This window comes from Kitasatospora sp. NPDC052868 (assembly GCF_044547105.1).
In the GTDB taxonomy this organism is placed as follows: Bacteria; Actinomycetota; Actinomycetes; order Streptomycetales; family Streptomycetaceae; genus Kitasatospora.
This window is the reverse complement of the sequence record NZ_JBITZW010000002.1, coordinates 537,491-553,241: the sequence shown is the minus strand read 5'-3', so window position 1 is coordinate 553,241 and position 15,751 is coordinate 537,491. Positions and strand designations below refer to the sequence as shown.

18 protein-coding genes and 1 pseudogene are annotated in these 15,751 nt (G+C 71.8%); 15 read left to right on the top strand and 4 right to left on the bottom strand.

Going from position 1 to position 15,751, the window contains the following annotated elements:
* Positions 1-98 precede the first annotated feature (98 nt).
* Complete coding sequence (locus ACIGZJ_RS06105; protein WP_396456162.1) at positions 99-1,022, top strand: ABC transporter ATP-binding protein; 924 nt, start codon at positions 99-101, stop codon at positions 1,020-1,022.
* Complete coding sequence (locus ACIGZJ_RS06100) at positions 1,019-1,876, top strand: ABC transporter permease (protein ID WP_396456161.1); 858 nt, start codon at positions 1,019-1,021, stop codon at positions 1,874-1,876. The genes ACIGZJ_RS06105 and ACIGZJ_RS06100 overlap by 4 nt, the downstream gene beginning before the upstream one ends.
* Before the next feature lie 133 nt (positions 1,877-2,009).
* On the opposite strand, the gene ACIGZJ_RS06095 is transcribed toward ACIGZJ_RS06100, so the two are convergent.
* Positions 2,010-3,308, bottom strand: coding sequence for an FAD-dependent monooxygenase (locus ACIGZJ_RS06095; RefSeq protein ID WP_396456160.1), 1,299 nt, complete (start codon positions 3,306-3,308; stop codon positions 2,010-2,012).
* Positions 3,309-3,529: 221 nt separating this feature from the next.
* On the opposite strand from ACIGZJ_RS06095, the gene ACIGZJ_RS06090 reads away from it, so the two are divergent.
* The 4 genes from ACIGZJ_RS06090 (at position 3,530) to ACIGZJ_RS06075 (ending at position 7,446) form a co-directional block, all read left to right on the top strand.
* The gene (locus tag ACIGZJ_RS06090) at positions 3,530-5,605 is read left to right on the top strand and encodes an FAD-dependent oxidoreductase (RefSeq protein WP_396456159.1); all 2,076 of its coding nucleotides are present in this window, start codon (positions 3,530-3,532) and stop codon (positions 5,603-5,605) included.
* A gap of 43 nt (positions 5,606-5,648) precedes the next feature.
* The gene (locus ACIGZJ_RS06085) at positions 5,649-6,191 is read left to right on the top strand and encodes a PadR family transcriptional regulator (protein ID WP_392932077.1); all 543 of its coding nucleotides are present in this window, start codon (positions 5,649-5,651) and stop codon (positions 6,189-6,191) included.
* Positions 6,192-6,309: 118 nt separating this feature from the next.
* Entirely contained in the window at positions 6,310-7,101 is a 792-nt protein-coding gene (locus ACIGZJ_RS06080) for a hypothetical protein (protein ID WP_396456158.1), read from the top strand.
* A 111-nt stretch (positions 7,102-7,212) separates the two neighbouring features.
* Positions 7,213-7,446, top strand: coding sequence for a hypothetical protein (locus ACIGZJ_RS06075; protein WP_396456157.1), 234 nt, complete (start codon positions 7,213-7,215; stop codon positions 7,444-7,446).
* A gap of 93 nt (positions 7,447-7,539) precedes the next feature.
* On the opposite strand, the gene ACIGZJ_RS06070 is transcribed toward ACIGZJ_RS06075, so the two are convergent.
* Positions 7,540-7,965, bottom strand: a complete 426-nt coding sequence (locus ACIGZJ_RS06070) for a hypothetical protein (RefSeq protein WP_396456156.1) — start codon at positions 7,963-7,965, stop codon at positions 7,540-7,542.
* A 218-nt stretch (positions 7,966-8,183) separates the two neighbouring features.
* Positions 8,184-8,582 (bottom strand): YybH family protein, encoded by a 399-nt coding sequence (locus ACIGZJ_RS06065; RefSeq protein ID WP_396456155.1) that lies wholly within the window; start codon positions 8,580-8,582, stop codon positions 8,184-8,186.
* 51 nt (positions 8,583-8,633) lie between these two features.
* On the opposite strand from ACIGZJ_RS06065, the gene ACIGZJ_RS06060 reads away from it, so the two are divergent.
* Entirely contained in the window at positions 8,634-9,023 is a 390-nt protein-coding gene (locus ACIGZJ_RS06060; protein WP_396456154.1) for a winged helix-turn-helix transcriptional regulator, read from the top strand.
* A 42-nt stretch (positions 9,024-9,065) separates the two neighbouring features.
* A pseudogene (locus ACIGZJ_RS06055) lies at positions 9,066-9,308 on the top strand (TerD family protein); the annotation flags it as partial.
* A gap of 95 nt (positions 9,309-9,403) precedes the next feature.
* Here ACIGZJ_RS06055 and ACIGZJ_RS06050 read toward each other — a convergent pair.
* Entirely contained in the window at positions 9,404-9,676 is a 273-nt protein-coding gene (locus tag ACIGZJ_RS06050; RefSeq protein ID WP_396456153.1) for a hypothetical protein, read from the bottom strand.
* A gap of 358 nt (positions 9,677-10,034) precedes the next feature.
* Here ACIGZJ_RS06050 and ACIGZJ_RS06045 point away from each other — a divergent pair, with 358 nt between their 5' ends.
* The 7 genes from ACIGZJ_RS06045 to ACIGZJ_RS06015 all read left to right on the top strand — a co-directional run bounded on the left by ACIGZJ_RS06045 (position 10,035) and on the right by ACIGZJ_RS06015 (position 15,745).
* Positions 10,035-10,469: a hypothetical protein gene (locus tag ACIGZJ_RS06045; protein WP_396456152.1), complete on the top strand. Its 435-nt coding sequence runs from the start codon at positions 10,035-10,037 to the stop codon at positions 10,467-10,469.
* Positions 10,470-10,860: 391 nt separating this feature from the next.
* Positions 10,861-11,364 carry a hypothetical protein gene (locus tag ACIGZJ_RS06040; protein WP_396456151.1) on the top strand — a complete coding sequence of 168 codons (504 nt, stop codon included), beginning with the start codon at positions 10,861-10,863 and terminating at the stop codon, positions 11,362-11,364.
* Between the two features lie 358 nt (positions 11,365-11,722).
* The gene (locus tag ACIGZJ_RS06035) at positions 11,723-11,986 is read left to right on the top strand and encodes a hypothetical protein (protein ID WP_396456150.1); all 264 of its coding nucleotides are present in this window, start codon (positions 11,723-11,725) and stop codon (positions 11,984-11,986) included.
* A gap of 119 nt (positions 11,987-12,105) precedes the next feature.
* Positions 12,106-12,570 carry an OsmC family protein gene (locus tag ACIGZJ_RS06030; RefSeq protein WP_396456149.1) on the top strand — a complete coding sequence of 155 codons (465 nt, stop codon included), beginning with the start codon at positions 12,106-12,108 and terminating at the stop codon, positions 12,568-12,570.
* A gap of 166 nt (positions 12,571-12,736) precedes the next feature.
* Entirely contained in the window at positions 12,737-14,137 is a 1,401-nt protein-coding gene (locus tag ACIGZJ_RS06025; protein WP_396456148.1) for a tetratricopeptide repeat protein, read from the top strand.
* A 20-nt stretch (positions 14,138-14,157) separates the two neighbouring features.
* On the top strand, positions 14,158-14,559 hold the full coding sequence (locus ACIGZJ_RS06020; protein WP_396456147.1) for a hypothetical protein: 402 nt from the start codon (positions 14,158-14,160) through the stop codon (positions 14,557-14,559).
* Between the two features lie 88 nt (positions 14,560-14,647).
* Entirely contained in the window at positions 14,648-15,745 is a 1,098-nt protein-coding gene (locus tag ACIGZJ_RS06015; protein ID WP_396456146.1) for a caspase family protein, read from the top strand.
* The last annotated feature ends 6 nt before the right edge of the window (positions 15,746-15,751 follow it).

The window sequence follows — 15,751 nt, the reverse complement described above, 5'->3', positions numbered from 1 at the left end:
TTGGCCCACGGGCGTACATCCCCGGGATGGTCCGTCCGCGCGATCTGCCACCCCCGGGCAGACGCGCCGCACCCCGTCCGGGCGAAAGGGTGGGGCCCGTGATCGAAGTCAACGAACTCTCCAGGACATACGGCGACAAGACCGCCGTCGACCGGCTGTCCTTCACCGTCCGACCCGGGCAGGTCACCGGGTTCCTCGGGCCGAACGGCGCAGGCAAGACCACCACGATGCGGATGATCCTCGGGCTGGAGACGCCCACCGGCGGCACCGCCACCGTCGGCGGCGTCCCGTTCCGCAGCCACCCGCGCGGCTTGCGGCACGCCGGGGCCCTGCTCGACGCCGGGCACGTCCACGGCGGCCGGAGCGCCGAGGCGCACCTCGCGGCGCTGGCCCGCAGCAACGGCATCGGGCGGCGCCGGGTGGCGGAGGTACTGGCGGAGGTGGGCCTGGCCGAGGCGGGCCGACGCCGGATCGGCGGGTTCTCGCTGGGGATGAAGCAGCGGCTCGGCATCGCCGCCGCGCTGCTCGGCGACCCGCCCGTGCTGATGTTCGACGAACCGGTCAACGGCATGGACCCGGAGGGGGTGCTCTGGGCGCGCCGGCTCTTCCGCCGACTGGCCGCCGAGGGCCGTACCGTCTTCCTCTCCAGCCATCTGATGTCGGAGATGGAGCAGACCGCCGACCAGCTCGTGGTGATCGGCCGGGGCCGGATGATCGCCGCCGAGTCGGTGCGGACCTTCGCGGCACGCGGCGACCACCGGTCCAGCGTGCTGGTCGGCACCCCGCAGGCCGCCGAACTGACGGTGCTGCTGACCGCGGCCGGCGCGACGGTCGAACCGGAGGGCTCGGCCGGCGCCGAGCGGCTGGTCGTGACCGGGACGGCCGCCGACCGGATCGGTGCGCTCGCCCTCGAGCACCGGATCGTGCTGCACGAACTCTCCACCCGCAGTGCCTCCCTGGAGGAGGCCTTCATGGAACTGACCGCCGACAGCGTCGAGTACCAGTCAGGACGGACCCGATGAGCACGCTCGCCGCCCCTTCCGCTCCGCCGCTCTCCCGGGCGGCCGAACCGCCCGCCCGCTTCGGGGACCTGGTCGCCGCCGAGTGGATCAAGATGCGGTCGCTGCGCTCCACCCCCTGGGCGCTCGCCCTCGTCACGCTCGTCGTCGTCGGGTCCTCCGTGGTGGCCTCGACGGCGGACCGCGCCCGGCTGGCGGGACTCGATCCCGGCGCCCGGCGCGACGACGGCTTCCAGGTCTTCGACGCCTACCCGGTGGCCGGCTATCTGACGCTGATGCTCGTGGCCGGCTGCGTCGGCGGGCTCGCGGTGGTCGGTGAGTACGGCAGCGGACTGATCCGGACCACGACGGTGGCGGTGCCCGCCCGCGGGTCGGTGCTGCTCGCCAAGGCGGCGGTGGTCGCCGCGGTCTGGACGGCGGTCGGCACGGTCGTCTCGATCGGCTCGTTCGCCGTCTCCCAGACCGTCCTGAGCGGGTGCCACGCCGACGTCCCGCCCGGCCACCCCGGGCTGGCGCGGGCCGTGCTGGTGTCCGCGCTGCTGGCGCCGGTCTGCGCGCTGGTCGGACTGGGCCTGGGGGCCCTGGTCCGGCACGCCGCCGGGGCCACGGCCACCACCACCTTCGTCCTGTTGCTGCTGCCGCCGTTCTTCTCCACCTCGCAGCGCTGGTCCGCCGACATCAACCACGCGATGGTGGCCTCGGCCTGGAAGCGCCTGGTCCAGCACTGGTCACCGCCGCCCGGGAGCGGCAGCGGCTTCGACTACGCCACCGTCACCGGCTCCTGGATCGTCCTCGCGCTCTGGCCGGCGGCCGCGATCCTGCTCGGGCTGGCGGCCGTGCGGCGCCGGGACGTGTGAGCGGGTGCGCCTCGTCGGGACGAGTGCGCGGGCGCGCCTGGTCGCGATGGGTGCGCGGGTGCTCCGGGCCGCGCGCCGGAGTCCGACGAGGGCACCGAGCCACCTGAGGGCACCCGGGGGTGCCGGGGGCCGGTCAGCGGTGCCGGAGCGGGGCCGCCGAGGAGGCCTGCCGGGGTGCCGGGGGAGCGCTGAGCGCCTGGCCGCCGAACCCGCCGCCGCCGGTGACCTGGCGCTGCCACCAGGCGGTCATCCCGGCCTCGTCGATGGTCGACCAGTCCGGCGCCTGCGGCCCGACCTGGGCGGTGCCGAGTCGGCGGCCGAGGGCCACCAGCTCCCGCCCGACCTGGCCGCGCTCGCGGTCGTAGGAGTCGAGCAGCTCCGCCCAGGAGCCGCCCTCGCGCCAGGCGTTCTCGAACGCCCAGGCGTCCTGGACGGCCTTGACCGCGCCGCTGGTGTTGTGCGGGCGGACCACGGTGGCCGCGTCCCCGGCGAGCAGCAGCCGGCCCGAGGTACGGCGCGGGGTCTCCAGGTCGTAGATCGGCTGGACGAAGGTCCGCTCGGCGGGGGTCAGCCCGAGCACCCCCGCCCAGTAGGGCGGCAGCTGCTCCTCGGCGAGCCGCCTGCCGTGGCTGAGCAGCTCGTCGGTGAGCTCGCCGGGCGGGATGCTGGTGGGGTTGTCCAGGCGCCGCCCGAGCTCGGCCGGCGGGGCGCCGTAGAGGACCCAGTTGACCTGGGTGGAGCCCGGGGTCAGCCCCGGGATGCGGTAGATCACGCACTGGCCGCCGGGGAAGCAGGCCGTGATCGCCTCCGTCTCCGGCCAGACGCCCGCGCCGCCGGGCAGTTCCGCCAGGTGCTCGGAGGGGAAGCTGCCGCGCCAGCAGATGTACCCGGCGTACTCGGGCCGCGCCTCCGGGCAGACGGCCTCGCGGACCATCGAGCGGTAGCCGTCGGCGCCGATGACCAGGTCGTACGACTCCCGGCGGCCGTCGGCGCCCTCCACCCAGGCGCCGTCCTGGTCGCCGCCCGCGCCGGCGACCGTCTCGGCGAGCCGGAAGGCGACGGTGTCGGGGGTGCGCTCGCGCAGGGCCTGCCAGAGCACGCCCCAGTGGTAGGAGTGGAAGGGCATCGGCTGCACCCAGAGCAGCCGGCCGCGCGGGCCGGCCGCACCGTCGCGGGCGACCCAGTGGCGCTCGGTGAGCCGGTGGCGGCGGATGCCGTCGTCGAGGTGGCCGGCCTGGGCCAGTTCGGCGAAGCGGTCGTCGTGGACGCAGAGCCCGACGCCGCGGTCCTCCAGCCGGCCGGGGGTGCGTTCGAGCACCACCACCTGCTCGGCGCCGTTGCGGGCGGCCGCCCGTGCGAAGGCGCAGCCGGCGATGCTGCCGCCGACCACGGCGATCGATCCGCCGCGTATGCCGTCCGTGTCACCGCGCATGACCGTGCCCTCCCCGAAGCGACTACTGCGGTATGACCATACGCGTAATAGGTGGCGTGCTGACGGCCGGTCAGCGAAATCCGCCGTACCCTCGCGGCCCCTCTCTCGGTCGGCCTCCCCGTCGGTGCCCGCCGGGCGCCCTTATGCAACTGGTTGCATAACCCTGGGGGAGTCCCCTACCGTTTGGTGGCAACGAGCCGCCCGCCGCACCAGGAGCACCGATGAGCAACGACCCCCAGGAGCTCCGGCCCACCCCGCAGGCCCAGCAGGCCGAGAGCCCCTACCCCCGGCTGCTGAGCCCGTTGGACCTCGGCTTCACCACTCTCCCCAACCGCGTGATCATGGGCTCCATGCACGTCGGCCTGGAGGAGGCCCGCGGCGGCTTCGACCGCATGGCCGCGTTCTACGCCGAGCGCGCCCGGGGCGGCGTCGGCCTCATCGTGACCGGCGGCATCGCCCCCAACGAGGCCGGCCGCCCCTGGTCCGGCGGCGCCATGCTCACCACCGAGGCGGAGGCGGACCGCCACCGCGTGGTCACCGACGCCGTCCACGCCGCCGGCGGCCTCATCGCGATGCAGATCCTGCACTTCGGCCGCTACGCCTACCACCAGGACCTGGTCGCCCCCAGCGCCCTGCAGGCCCCGATCAGCCCGTTCGTGCCGCACGCGCTCACCCCCGAGCAGGTCGAGCAGACCGTCGAGGACTTCGTCCGCTGCGCCGACCTCGCCCGCCGCGCCGGGTACGACGGCGTCGAGATCATGGGCTCCGAGGGCTACCTGATCAACGAGTTCATCGCCGCCGCAACCAACCGGCGCGAGGACGAGTGGGGCGGCGCGTACGAGCAGCGGATGCGCTTCCCCGTCGAGATCGTCCGCCGGGTCCGCGAGCGGGTCGGCCCCGACTTCATCCTGATCTACCGCCTCTCCATGCTCGACCTCGTCCCCGGCGGCTCCACCCTCGACGAGGTCGTCCAGCTCGCCAAGGCCGTCGAGGCGGCCGGCGCGACCATCATCAACACCGGCATCGGCTGGCACGAGGCGCGCATCCCCACCATCGCCACCTCCGTCCCGCGCGGCGCCTACGCCTGGGTCACCAGGAAGCTGATGGGCTCGGTCGCCGTCCCGCTCGTCGCCGTCAACCGCATCAACACCCCCGAGATCGCCGAGCAGCTGCTCGCCGAGGGCAGCGCCGACCTGGTCTCGCTGGCCCGCCCGCTGCTCGCCGACGCCGACTTCGTCGCCAAGGCCCAAGGCGGCCGCGCCGACTCCATCAACACCTGCATCGGCTGCAACCAGGCCTGTCTGGACCACACCTTCAGCGGCAAGATCACCTCCTGCCTGGTCAACCCGCGCGCCTGCCACGAGACCGAGCTGGTGCTCGCCCCGACCCGGCTGAGCAAGCGGATCGGCGTGGTCGGCGCCGGACCGGCCGGCCTCGCCTTCGCCGTCTCCGCCGCCGAACGCGGCCACGCCGTCACCCTGTTCGACGCCGCCGAGACGATCGGCGGGCAGTTGAACATCGCCCGGCGGATCCCCGGCAAGGAGGAGTTCAACGAGACGCTGCGCTACTACCGTACCCGGCTGGCCGAGTTGGGCGTCACCCAGCGCCTCGGCGCCACGGTGGACGCCGCGCAGCTCGCCGCCGAGGCCTTCGACGAGATCGTCCTCGCCACCGGCGTCACCCCGCGCACCCCCGCCGACCTCCCCGGCATCGACCACCCCAGCGTCCTCGGCTACCTGGACGTGCTGCGCGACGGCGCGCCGGTCGGCGAGCGGGTCGCCATCCTCGGCGCCGGCGGCATCGGCTTCGACGTCGCCGAGTACCTCACCGACCAGGGCGACGCGGCCAGCCTCAACCCGCCCGTGTTCCACCGCAAGTGGGGCATCGACCCCGAGTACCGCGAGCGCGGCGGCCTCGCCCGCCCCGAGCGGCCCGAGTCCCCGCGCAGCGTCCACCTGCTCCAGCGCAAGACCAGCAAGGTCGGTGCCGGCCTCGGCAAGACCACCGGGTGGATCCACCGCACCGAGCTCAAGCACCGCGGCGTCGTGATGCAGGCGGGGGTCACCTACGACCTCATCGACGACGCCGGGCTGCACATCACCGTGGACGGCGAGCGCCAACTGCTGCCCGTCGACACCGTCGTCCTGTGCACCGGCCAGGAGCCGCGCCGCGACCTGGACACGGCGCTGCGCGGCCTCGGCCTCACCCCGCACCTGATCGGCGGCGCCGACGTGGCCGCCGAACTGGACGCCAAGCAGGCCATCAAGCAGGGCACCGAACTGGCGGCCGCCCTCTGACGCTGTTCGGCCTCTCGGGTGGGTCGGGCCCTAGGATCGACGCATGTCGCTGCCACACGCCATCCTCACCGCCCTCCTGGAGAAGCCGTCCTCGGGGCTGGAGCTGACCCGGCGGTTCGACAAGTCGATCGGCTTCTTCTGGTCCGCCACCCACCAGCAGATCTACCGCGAGCTGAGTCGGCTGGAGGCCGGCGGCCTGATCCGCGCACTCGCGGCCACCGGCCCGGTGCGCGGCCAGAAGAAGGAGTACGAGGTGCTGCCGGCCGGCCGCGCGGAGCTGGAGCGCTGGACGGCCGGCGGCGACGAGCCCAAGACGATCCGCGAACCACTGCTGCTGCGCCTGCGCGCGGCGGCGGTGGTCGGCGCGAGCGGCCTGGACGCCGAACTGGAGCGCCATCTCGCCCTGCACCGCGCGCAGCTGGCCCGCTACCTGGAGATCGAGCAGCGCGACTTCCCGCCCGAGAAGGCGGCGGACGAGAACCGCCTCCAGCACGCCGTACTGCGGGCCGGCCTCGGGCTGGAGGCCTTCTGGGTGGAGTGGCTCACCGAGACGCTGGCCGCGCTGCCGCCGTCGGACCAGTCCTGACCTGCGGATTCTCCTCCCCTCGGGCGGGTCGGCAGGCCGGGTGGGACACTGGGTGCCTGTCTCCCGTCCCCTCCTCCCGCGTTCCCGTCCCTGCCCGTACCATCGACCGGGGGCCCGCATGTCGTCACACCCGAGGCCTCTCCTCGCCCTGACCGCCGCCGCCGTCGTCACCGTGGCCACCCTCGGGGCGACCGGATTCGCCGGCCCGCAGACCGCGACGGCCATCGAACTCCGGGCCGCCGCCCCGGCCGCGGACCTGCCCACCGCGGACCTGCCCACCACGGAGCAGCTCCGGACGGCCCTGCTCACCGTCGCCGAACTCGGCCCGAACTTCACCGAGGTACCCGCCTCCGAGGCCGCGTCCCCCGGTGCGACCCCGTCACCGGTGAGCGGCTGCGAGGCCCTCAGCGCCCTCCTCAACCGGCACGACACCGGCGTCTCCCCCCAACAGCCCCACGCCGAGGTCGAGTTCGACGGCGAAGACGCCAACCCGATGATCACCGAGTCGCTCACCGCCGAGGATCAGGCCCAACTCACCACCGACTTCGCGGCCTTCAGCGACGCGTTCAACACCTGCCACACCCTGACCTTCAACAGCGGCACCGACTCCGAGGTCAGCTTCACCGTCACCCCCCTCGCCCTCGGCGACCGCCCCGACGCCCCCGCCGTCCGCCTCGACGGCACCCTCGCCGGCGTCCAACTCAACGGCTACCTCGCCCTGGAACGCCTCGGCAACGTCGCCCTCGCCTACGGCTTCTTCCAGCGCGACAGCGGCTCCTCTCAACTCGCCTCCCTCTACTACCGCGCGGCCCTCGCCAAGGCCGAACGCACCCTCGGCACCACCGCGGGCAGCACCACCGCCCCCACGGCCGCCCCACCGGGCACCACCGTCTCCTTCCGTACCCCCTGACCTCGTGCCGAACACCGCAGCCCCGCCGAGCAGTTCGCTCGACAGGGCTGCGGCATCCGTGCGGGGTTGACCTGCTCAGGGCGTCACTGCGACCGGAAGAACCACCGCTGGTTGGGCATCGCATCCCGGACGGCTCACGAACTCGATGACGACGATCTGGACATGACGATATCCCGTCTGAACAACGAAGGGTACAAGGCGGCTATCGACTACATCGTCTCGGAGGTGCGTCGGCAGGTTTCCAGTGGCGAGTTCGCCCTTGGGAGAGACTTTCCCGACATACTCAACAGCACTCCCAACGGGTTCTTCTACAATAGCCCTTTCGGTCCAGGATTGGCCGGCTGACCTAGTTGGAATTTACCTGAGTACTTGATTGCGGCGGCCTGCGACGAGAACCCCGATTCTCGTCGCAGGCCGTATCCATATGATCGAGGCGTATCAGGACGGCGCATTCGGGCAGATGATCTCGTGCACTGCAGCCACGATGCGACCGCCTTGCTCCTTGCTGATGGTGAAGCTTCCGTCTCCTGCGAACACCGACATTGCGTACCGGAGAATACTCGCTTCGTCAGATCCTCCGTTGATTTCGGTGCACACTTTTTGAGCCCTTATCCCGGGGATCCCGTAGCCTAGTTCGGGGTCAATTTCAGCCAGGGCCGTAGTCAGCCTCGAAACGGCGGCGGCGTCGGGCGGAGGCCAGGGTGTCGCCGAGCGGGTAGGGCTTGGAGCCCGGTTGGTATTCGGGGATTCTTCCGGGCTTTCCATTCCTCGTTGGTCGTAGAACCATGCAGCCAAGGAGATGACCGCTACTGTTGCCAGTGCTGTGGTGAGAGCGACAACAATCTGATAGATGCGAGACGGCATGGCGACATGCTTCCAGGCCGGAACTCGGAAGGGAACAGCGCGCATACGCCAGGATGGCCAGTGGACAGCGTTGGCCGATCCATGGCTTCCTGGAGTGAAACCCGGCGGACTCGGCTGCTGTTCGCGCCCGCTGGGGGATTTCCCGAGAACACCTACCTCCGAGTGGTTTTGGGCCTGGCGTCTCGATCAGCAGGTTGTGGCGCTGCCTTCGATGGTGTTCAGCGGTCCGCCGTGCCGAAGGGGTTGTCGATGACGTACCGCCACGTGCCGTCCGCTTCGCGGCGGGCGACGTCGGTGGCGGTGCCTTCGAGGTGGAGGTGGGTGCCGTTGGGGCCGGGGCCGTCGATGGTCCAGTCGACGATGAGCAGGGCGATATCGTCGGCGACGTAAGTGTGCCGGGGGCGGACGGTGATGGGGAGGCCGAGGGCGAGGAAGTCGGCGCTGGCGCGGGTGAGTTCGGGGCCGGTGACGGGGGAGCCGGGGGCGGGGACGAAGACGGCGCCCGGTGCGTAGACCTGCTGGACGGCGGCGAGGTCGCCCGAGTTGAAGGCGGCGGCGAAGACGGCCGGGTGTTGTTCGGCCTCGGTGGTCAGGGGGAGAGTGGCGGGATGCGTCATGAGGGCAGTGAAATCGGCGGCGGCGTAGGTCACCAAACGGGAAGTCACGCGGTGCAACGGCGTTGGGACGATGAGCTGGTCCCCGACGAGCAGGGTCGGACGGCTCGCCCGGAGGCAGGCTGCCCGGTGGAGGTGGCGCTGGCGGCGGTCGCGGGGCGTTGGACGACGCTGGTGCTGCGCGAGTTGATGCACGGGCCGCTCTCCTTCGGTGAACTGCGCACCCGGCTCCCGGAGATCAGCCCGAAGGTGCTCGCCGACCGACTCCGGGTGTTGGAGGAGCGTGGGCTGGTGGTGTGCGAGCGTCTGCGCGGGTTCCCGGTGCGGACGAGCCACCGGTTGACGGAGACCGGGCGGGCGTTGCGGCCGCTGCTGGTGGAGCTGTACCGGACCGGAGTCGCGATCGGTTCGCCCGGCATCGACGGAGGTCGTGGTGGAGCGTAGGAGGCGTCGCCTGTTTGCGAGCGCGCTGCTGGTGGTGGCCGCTACGACGCCGACGCCCGCCTGCAGAGCTTCGGCCAGGTCCGCAACGCGTTCATCCGGATCGTCAACCAGGCCAACGGCCAGGAGATCGCCCGGTACGACCTCTCCGAGGACGCCTCGACCGAGACCGCGATGGTCTTCGCCGAGCTGTACCGCAACGGCGCCGAGTGGAGGTTTCGGGCCATCGGCCAGGGGTACGCCTCCGGCCTGCGCGGCATCGCGACCGACTACGGCGTCAACGTCTGAGGACGGCCTCGGGGTCGTGACCGACCACGGCGTCAACGTCCGAGGACGGTCGTGGAGTCGTGAAGCCGTGCGGCCGGGGCGAACGCCCCGTCTGGTCAGTCGGCCTGACGGTTGGTCGGCGGGCGTCCGAGCGCGTGCCCGCCGAACCCGCCCGTCCCGGCGACCTGTTGGCGCCACCAGGCGGTCATCGCGTCCTCATACATGACCGACCAGTCCGGCGCCTCGGTCACCTGGGCCCGTCCGAGTCGCCGGCCGACCTCGACCATCTCCCGCCCCACCGCGCCGCGTTCGCGGTCGTATGCGGGCAGCAGCTCTGCCCAGGAGCCGGCCGTCCGCCAGGCGTCCTCGAAGGCGCAGGCGCCCTGCACGGCCTTGACCGCGCCGCTGGTGTTGTGCGGGCGGACGACGGTGGCCGCGTCCTCGGCGAGCAGCAGGCGCCCGGCGGTGCGGCTCGGATTCCCCTCGGGAACCGCCCACTGAGGCTGACCGGCCGCCCGACCGCGGTCGGGCGGCCGGCCCGGGCAAGGAACGCCCGGAAGCCCACAGCCGGGCGCGAGTCGGTTTTCAACGACCTGCGTGTCCGCGCGCTACTTCACCGGCCTGGTACTGGAACTGACGGACAGGCGAGGGGCGTGGTACCCATGCGGGTGATGCGCGCGACAGGCGCGATCCTGCGCACGGGCGGGATCCGGCCGATGCCGGTCGGTCCGTTCGGGGGGGGGAATCGTGGGTAGCTGGAGGTTCCACCGGGGCTCGCCGGTGTGGGCGGTGTATCTGGGGGTCGTCACACTCATCTTTGCGGCTGCGATGTACGTGGAGTTCGGGACCGGGGACGCCCGCCCGCAGGGCGCCTACGTGGGTCGCTGGGCGTCCGATGCCGAGGTGCTCGAACTGGGGACGGACGGGCGGCTCGGGGCGGTGCGGATGTACGGCGACTTCTGCGGTGAGTCCGGCCGCCGGGAGAGCGGGGAGTTGAGGAGTTTCCGGGGGAGCTGGCGGACGGCAAGCGTGGACGATGCCGGGTCCGGTGTGCTGGTGGACTTCGAGGACTACTCTCCCGGTCGGAGCTGTGAGATCTACCTGCAAGCGGACGGGGACGGGCCCGTCTTTCGACTCCTCACGTCCCCGCGGCCGGGCGAGATAAGGGAGTTCGCCAGGTAGCCTGCGTCAGGGCACAGAAGGGGGAGTGTGATGAGGACGCGGATCAGGCTGATGGAAGCTCAACACTCATGGGCCGGTGGAGGTCTTATTTCTTCCGGCCCTCAAGACCTTCTCGGGAGCGTCAATGGGAGTACTCGTTCTCCTGATTCCTCTATCCTTGGGTGTGGCCATGGTTGTGGACTATCGGGGGATCAGTGACTACTTCGCGAAGCCCAGGAACGAGTCCACCAGGGAAGGGCTGCCTGTCCTCTTTGTAATAACCGGGTGGTTCTTCATTGTGCTGTCTTCTGCTTCCATTGTCTCCATTTTGATCAGAGTGCTCATAAATTAGAGAAGACCCAGTGGCCAGTCATGGCAACGCCGTTCGGAAGCGGTTCCCAATTCGGGCGCCGTGGCTGCCACCCGAACTCTTGGCCGCGGTGTGCTCGTTGCGGTGAACGGCCGGCGGCCGATGCATAGATGGAGGGCTGTAGTGGCGCTTCGAGTGAAGCCGGCGGTCCTGGCGGTTGCCGGGCTCGTGCTGGTTGGGGCAGTGGCGGCTGCTGGCTGGTGGCTGATATGGGAGTCGGATCGGCCAGAGCTGAAAGGGACGTGGAGAAGCGGGTCCTATCTACTTGAACTCAATCCTGGTGGATCAGTCGGGAGTTCATCGCTCCCTGCCGGTGTCTGTGCCGGGAGTCGGTACACGCCGAAAGAAACGCTGATCGAACTCGAGGGTTCGTGGGTGGAGGAGTTCGAGGCGGATGCAGGCCACGGTGTGCGAGTCAAAGCGGTCCGCAAGGATGGCGCCGGGAAGTGCACCTTCTGGGCGGCGTATGTCGCATATGACGGGCGTACGGAGCTGCAGTTCGCTATGGACCCATCGCCGGTGAAGTCCCTCGAGAAGGCTTCCTGACGGGCATGGGGGCCTGCGTCGACGCTCGGAATGGCGGTTGCGTCCCTGAAGTCACTTGATTCGGGTTGTGAGGGGGAGGGATCGGATGAGGCTCGGGATGGTGCGGCGTTCGGGGGTGAACGTCGCGGGTGTGTGTCTGGGGGGTTTGCTGATGATGCCTGGTGTTGCGGCGTGTGAGGGTGGGGGTGCGGGATCTCCTGATGCGCCGGTGGCCGTGCGGCCGACCTTGGCGATGGAGCCCTCGTTTGAGGGGCCGCCCAATCGGGAGCTTCAGACGAAGTACGGGGTGGCCGTCCCGGTGGGGGCGAAGGAGACCACGCACGGGTTCCTCAAGGAGAGTGGCGGTGGGGAGCTCTGGGTGACGTTCAGGCTGGGGCGGGAGGGCCTCGATCCGTTCCTCGCCACGTTCGGCCTGACCGAGGCGCAACTGCGCCCGGGGGTGGTGGGGTTCATCTCGTCCGAGCTGGAGATGACCGGGTGGTCGATCGATGCAACTCACCCGATGAAGGGCTTCATGGTGCCGGCGAAGGAGAACGACTGGAAGAGTCCCAGCCGGAAGATCACGGTCGACTACTCGGATCCCGCCTCGCTGCTGGTGTACGTCCTGGCGGCCAAACCGTAGGGGTGTCCCGGGCGCGGCCCGTGGTGGAAGCGGGGGGACGCGGCACGTAGCCTCGGCCGGGTATGAGGCGCGAGGCGCGACGTGCGTGCCCGTGGTGGATCCGCAGGTGAGGAGTGACGGTGGAGCAGCAGAAGACCGAGCAGGGGCTCGTCGTGGTGAGCGAGAACGGGGTCGGCCGGTACGGGCAGCAGGTGCTGGCGGGGCGGCACGAGTTGACGGCCGACGAGCCCGCGCCGGCGGGGGAGGACAGTGGGCCGAACCCGTATGACCTGCTGCTGGCCGCGCTCGGGAGCTGTACCTCGATGACGGTGCGGATGTACGCCGAGCGCAAGGGGTGGCCGCTGGAGAAGGTCACCGTCGCGCTGCGGCACCAGCGGGTGCACGCGGAGGACTGCGCCGAGTGCGAGAGCGGCCACGGGCTGGTGGACCTCATCACCCGGGAGATCCGGTTCGACGGGCCGCTGGACGCCGAGCAGCGCCGGCGGCTGCTGGACATCGCCGAGAAGTGCCCGGTGCACCGGACCCTGACCGCGGGTCTGGTCGTCAGTACCACGGAGGCACCGTCCGCGGACGTGCGGCCCTGACGGGTAGCGGGTAGGGCCGGGTGTCCGGCGGTGGTGTCCGAAAGCCGGATGATCATGGCCGGTCTCGGGCAGCATGGGAGGGTCGGCGCCGCGGCGCCGCCGTCCGGTCGGGTGAACGCCCGACCGGTGTCCGGCGTGCACCATCCGTACACCTACAGGGGGTCAGGTGGAGGAGCAGCAGGACCGTGCGGCCGCCGAGCGCGGCGATCTCAAGGCGATGATCAGGCTGGGCTGGCGGCTGGAGGAGCGCGGGGACTCCGGCGGGGCCGAGGAGTGGTACCGGCGGGCCGCCGTCGGCGGGGACCTCGACGGGATGGCGCGGCTGGGCCAGCTGTTCCGCGACCGGGGCGAGCCGGAGGCGGCCGAGGAGTGGATGGGCAGGGCCGCGCAGGCCGGGAACGTGAACGCGATGGGAGGCATGGGCTACCTCCTCGAGCAGCGCGGCGACCTCGCCGGCGCCCGGAGCTGGTACCACCGGGCGGTCGAACACGGCGACACCTACGCGATGTGGAAGATCGGGTGCCTGCTGGTGCAGGAGAGCCGTCTGGACGCGGCGCGGGAGTGGCTGCGCAGGGCGGCCGACACGGCGGGCTACTCCGTGGTGCGGGGAAACGCGCTGAGGGATCTCGCGCGCCTGGCGATGCAGCGCGGTGACCTGGTGGAGGCGGAGGAGCTGGTGCGGAGCGCCGCCACGATCGTGTCGCAGGCGAGCGACGCTCCGCAGAACGACGCGGTCGAGCTGGTGGCCGAGCTGCTGACCCTGCTGGCGTCCCTGCTGATGGAGCGCGGCGAACCGGAGGAGGCCGAGGGGATGCTGCGCTGGGCCGTCGGCGTCGGGCACCTCCCCGCGGTCTTCGGCATGGCCGGCCTGCGGGAGCAGCAGGGGGACCTGGCCGGCGCCGAGGAGTGGCACCGCCAGGCGGCGGAGGCCGGGGACGTCCGCTCGATGATGATGCTGGCCACCCTGCTGCAGGAGCGCGGGGACGACGCCGGGGCCGAGCCGTGGTACCGGTCGGCGGCCGGGGCAGGGGCGCCGCTGGCGATGGACCTGCTGGGCAGGCTGCTGGAGAAGCGGCAGGACTTCGCCGAGGCGGAGCGGTGGTACCGGGAGGCGGTGAGCGCCGGGATCCCGCAGACGGTGCTGCGGCTGGCCGTCGTGCTGGAACGGCGCGGCGCGCTTGCGGAGGCGGAGCAGTGGTTCCGCACGGCGGCGGACGGCGGGGACGCGCTCGCCATGTTCCGGCTGGGTGAGCTGGCGGAGCGGCGCGAGGATCCGGACGAGGCGGAGCGGTGGTACCTGCGGTCCGCCGAGGCGGGCAGCGAGTTCGGCATGTTCCAGGTGGGGCGGTTGCAGTGGAACCGCCGGGATCTGGAGGGGGCGGAACTCTGGCTGCGCAGGAGTGCCGCCTGCGGCAACGCGTCGGCGATGGCGATGCTCGGGCTGCTGCTGGCCGAACTCGGCGAGACGGCCCAGGCGGAGCACTGGTGCCGGCTGGCGGTCGGTGCCGGGTACGCCAACGCGCTGATCGATCTGAAGGCCGTGACGGACGCGCGGCGTTGGGGATGACGGACGAGAAGGGGAGTGCGATGAAGGCACGCATCCGGTTGACCGGGGACGGGGCTTCGGCGGAGCTGGTCGAACTGGCGGCCTGGCTGTCGCGGGAGGACGAACTCCGCGGGCGGACGGCGATCGAGAAGCCCGAGACGCCCCCCGACCAGATGGGTGGGCTCGCCGACATCCTGATCGTGGCCCTCGGGGCCCAGGGCGCCGGCACCGTGCTGGCCGCCTCGGTGGCGGTGTGGATCAGGCACCGCCGCCCGTCCGCGGACATCGAGGTGACCGGTCCCGACGGACGGAGCGTCAGGATCTCGGTACGGGACGCCCCGAACCTGGACGTGGAAGCGGTGCTGCGCCATGCCCTGGAGGAGCGCCCGGGCCGTCCGGGTCCGGAGGGGGAAGCCGTGCTGCGCCATGCCCTGGAGGAGTGACCGGACAGCGCGGACGGCCTGGACGGCCCGGACAGCCCGGCCCCGCCACGTGCCCGGGCTCGCGGCGGAACCCGCCCGGGAGCGGTGAATGCGCCTGCCGGACCCGCCGCGCTCCCGGGCCCTGCTGCTGGGTTCCAGCACCTACGCCGACCCCGACCTGCCCGAGCTGCCCGCGGTGGTCAACAACATCGCGGACCTCGCGGCGGTGCTCACCAGCCCGTGGGGCACGGGCCTCGCCCGCGAGCACTGCGTACCGGAGCCGAACCGGCCCGACCTCGCGGGCATCGGCGCCCTGTTGGTGGCCGCGGCGGCGCAGGCGGAGGACCTGCTGCTGGTCTACTACGCCGGACACGGCCTGGTCGGACCGGACGGCGAGCTGTACCTGTCGCTGCCCGGCACCTCCAGCGACCCCGAGCTGATCGCCTGGACGGGGCTGCCGTTCAGCCTGCTGCGCCGCACCCTGGCCACCGCCCGGGCGGTGAACCGGGTGCTGATCCTGGACTGCTGCTTCTCCGGGATGGCGATCGACACGATGGCCTCGGCCACCTCGGTGGTGGCCGGCCAGCTGGAGGCCGCCGGGACCTGCACGCTGGCCTCCTCGCCGGCGAACCGGCCCTCCATCGCGCCCTCCGAGGCGCGCCACACGGCCTACACCGGTGAACTGCTGAACCTGCTGGAGCACGGCTCGGCGGATTCGGCGGAGTACCTCACCCTGCTGGCCATCCACGAGCACCTCGCCAGGGTGCTGCCGAGCAAGGGGCATCCGCGCCCCGAGCAGCGCAACACCCGCACGGTGGGCCGGCTCGCGCTGGTCCGCAACCGGGTGTTCACCGGCCCTCCCGACCCGGACGCGCTGGTCGCGGAGGGCGAGCGGCTCGAGAGGATCGGCGACAGCGCCGGCGCCGAGTACCGGTACCGGACGGCCGCTGAGGCCGGGCGGCCCGACGCGATGCTCCGGCTGTCGCGGCTGCTCGAACGGCGCGGAGCGCGGACCCAGGCGGGAATCTGGCGTGAGCGGGCCGCCGACGCGGGCGACCTGACCGCCATGAACGAGGCGGGGGTCCGCGCCTGGCACACCGGGAACCTCGCGCAGGCCGAGAAGTGGTTCAGGAAGGCCGCCGCGGCCGGAATGGCCGAGGCGCAGAAGAACCTCGCGACGCTGCTGCGGCAACGGGGCCGGGCCTGAGGGCCC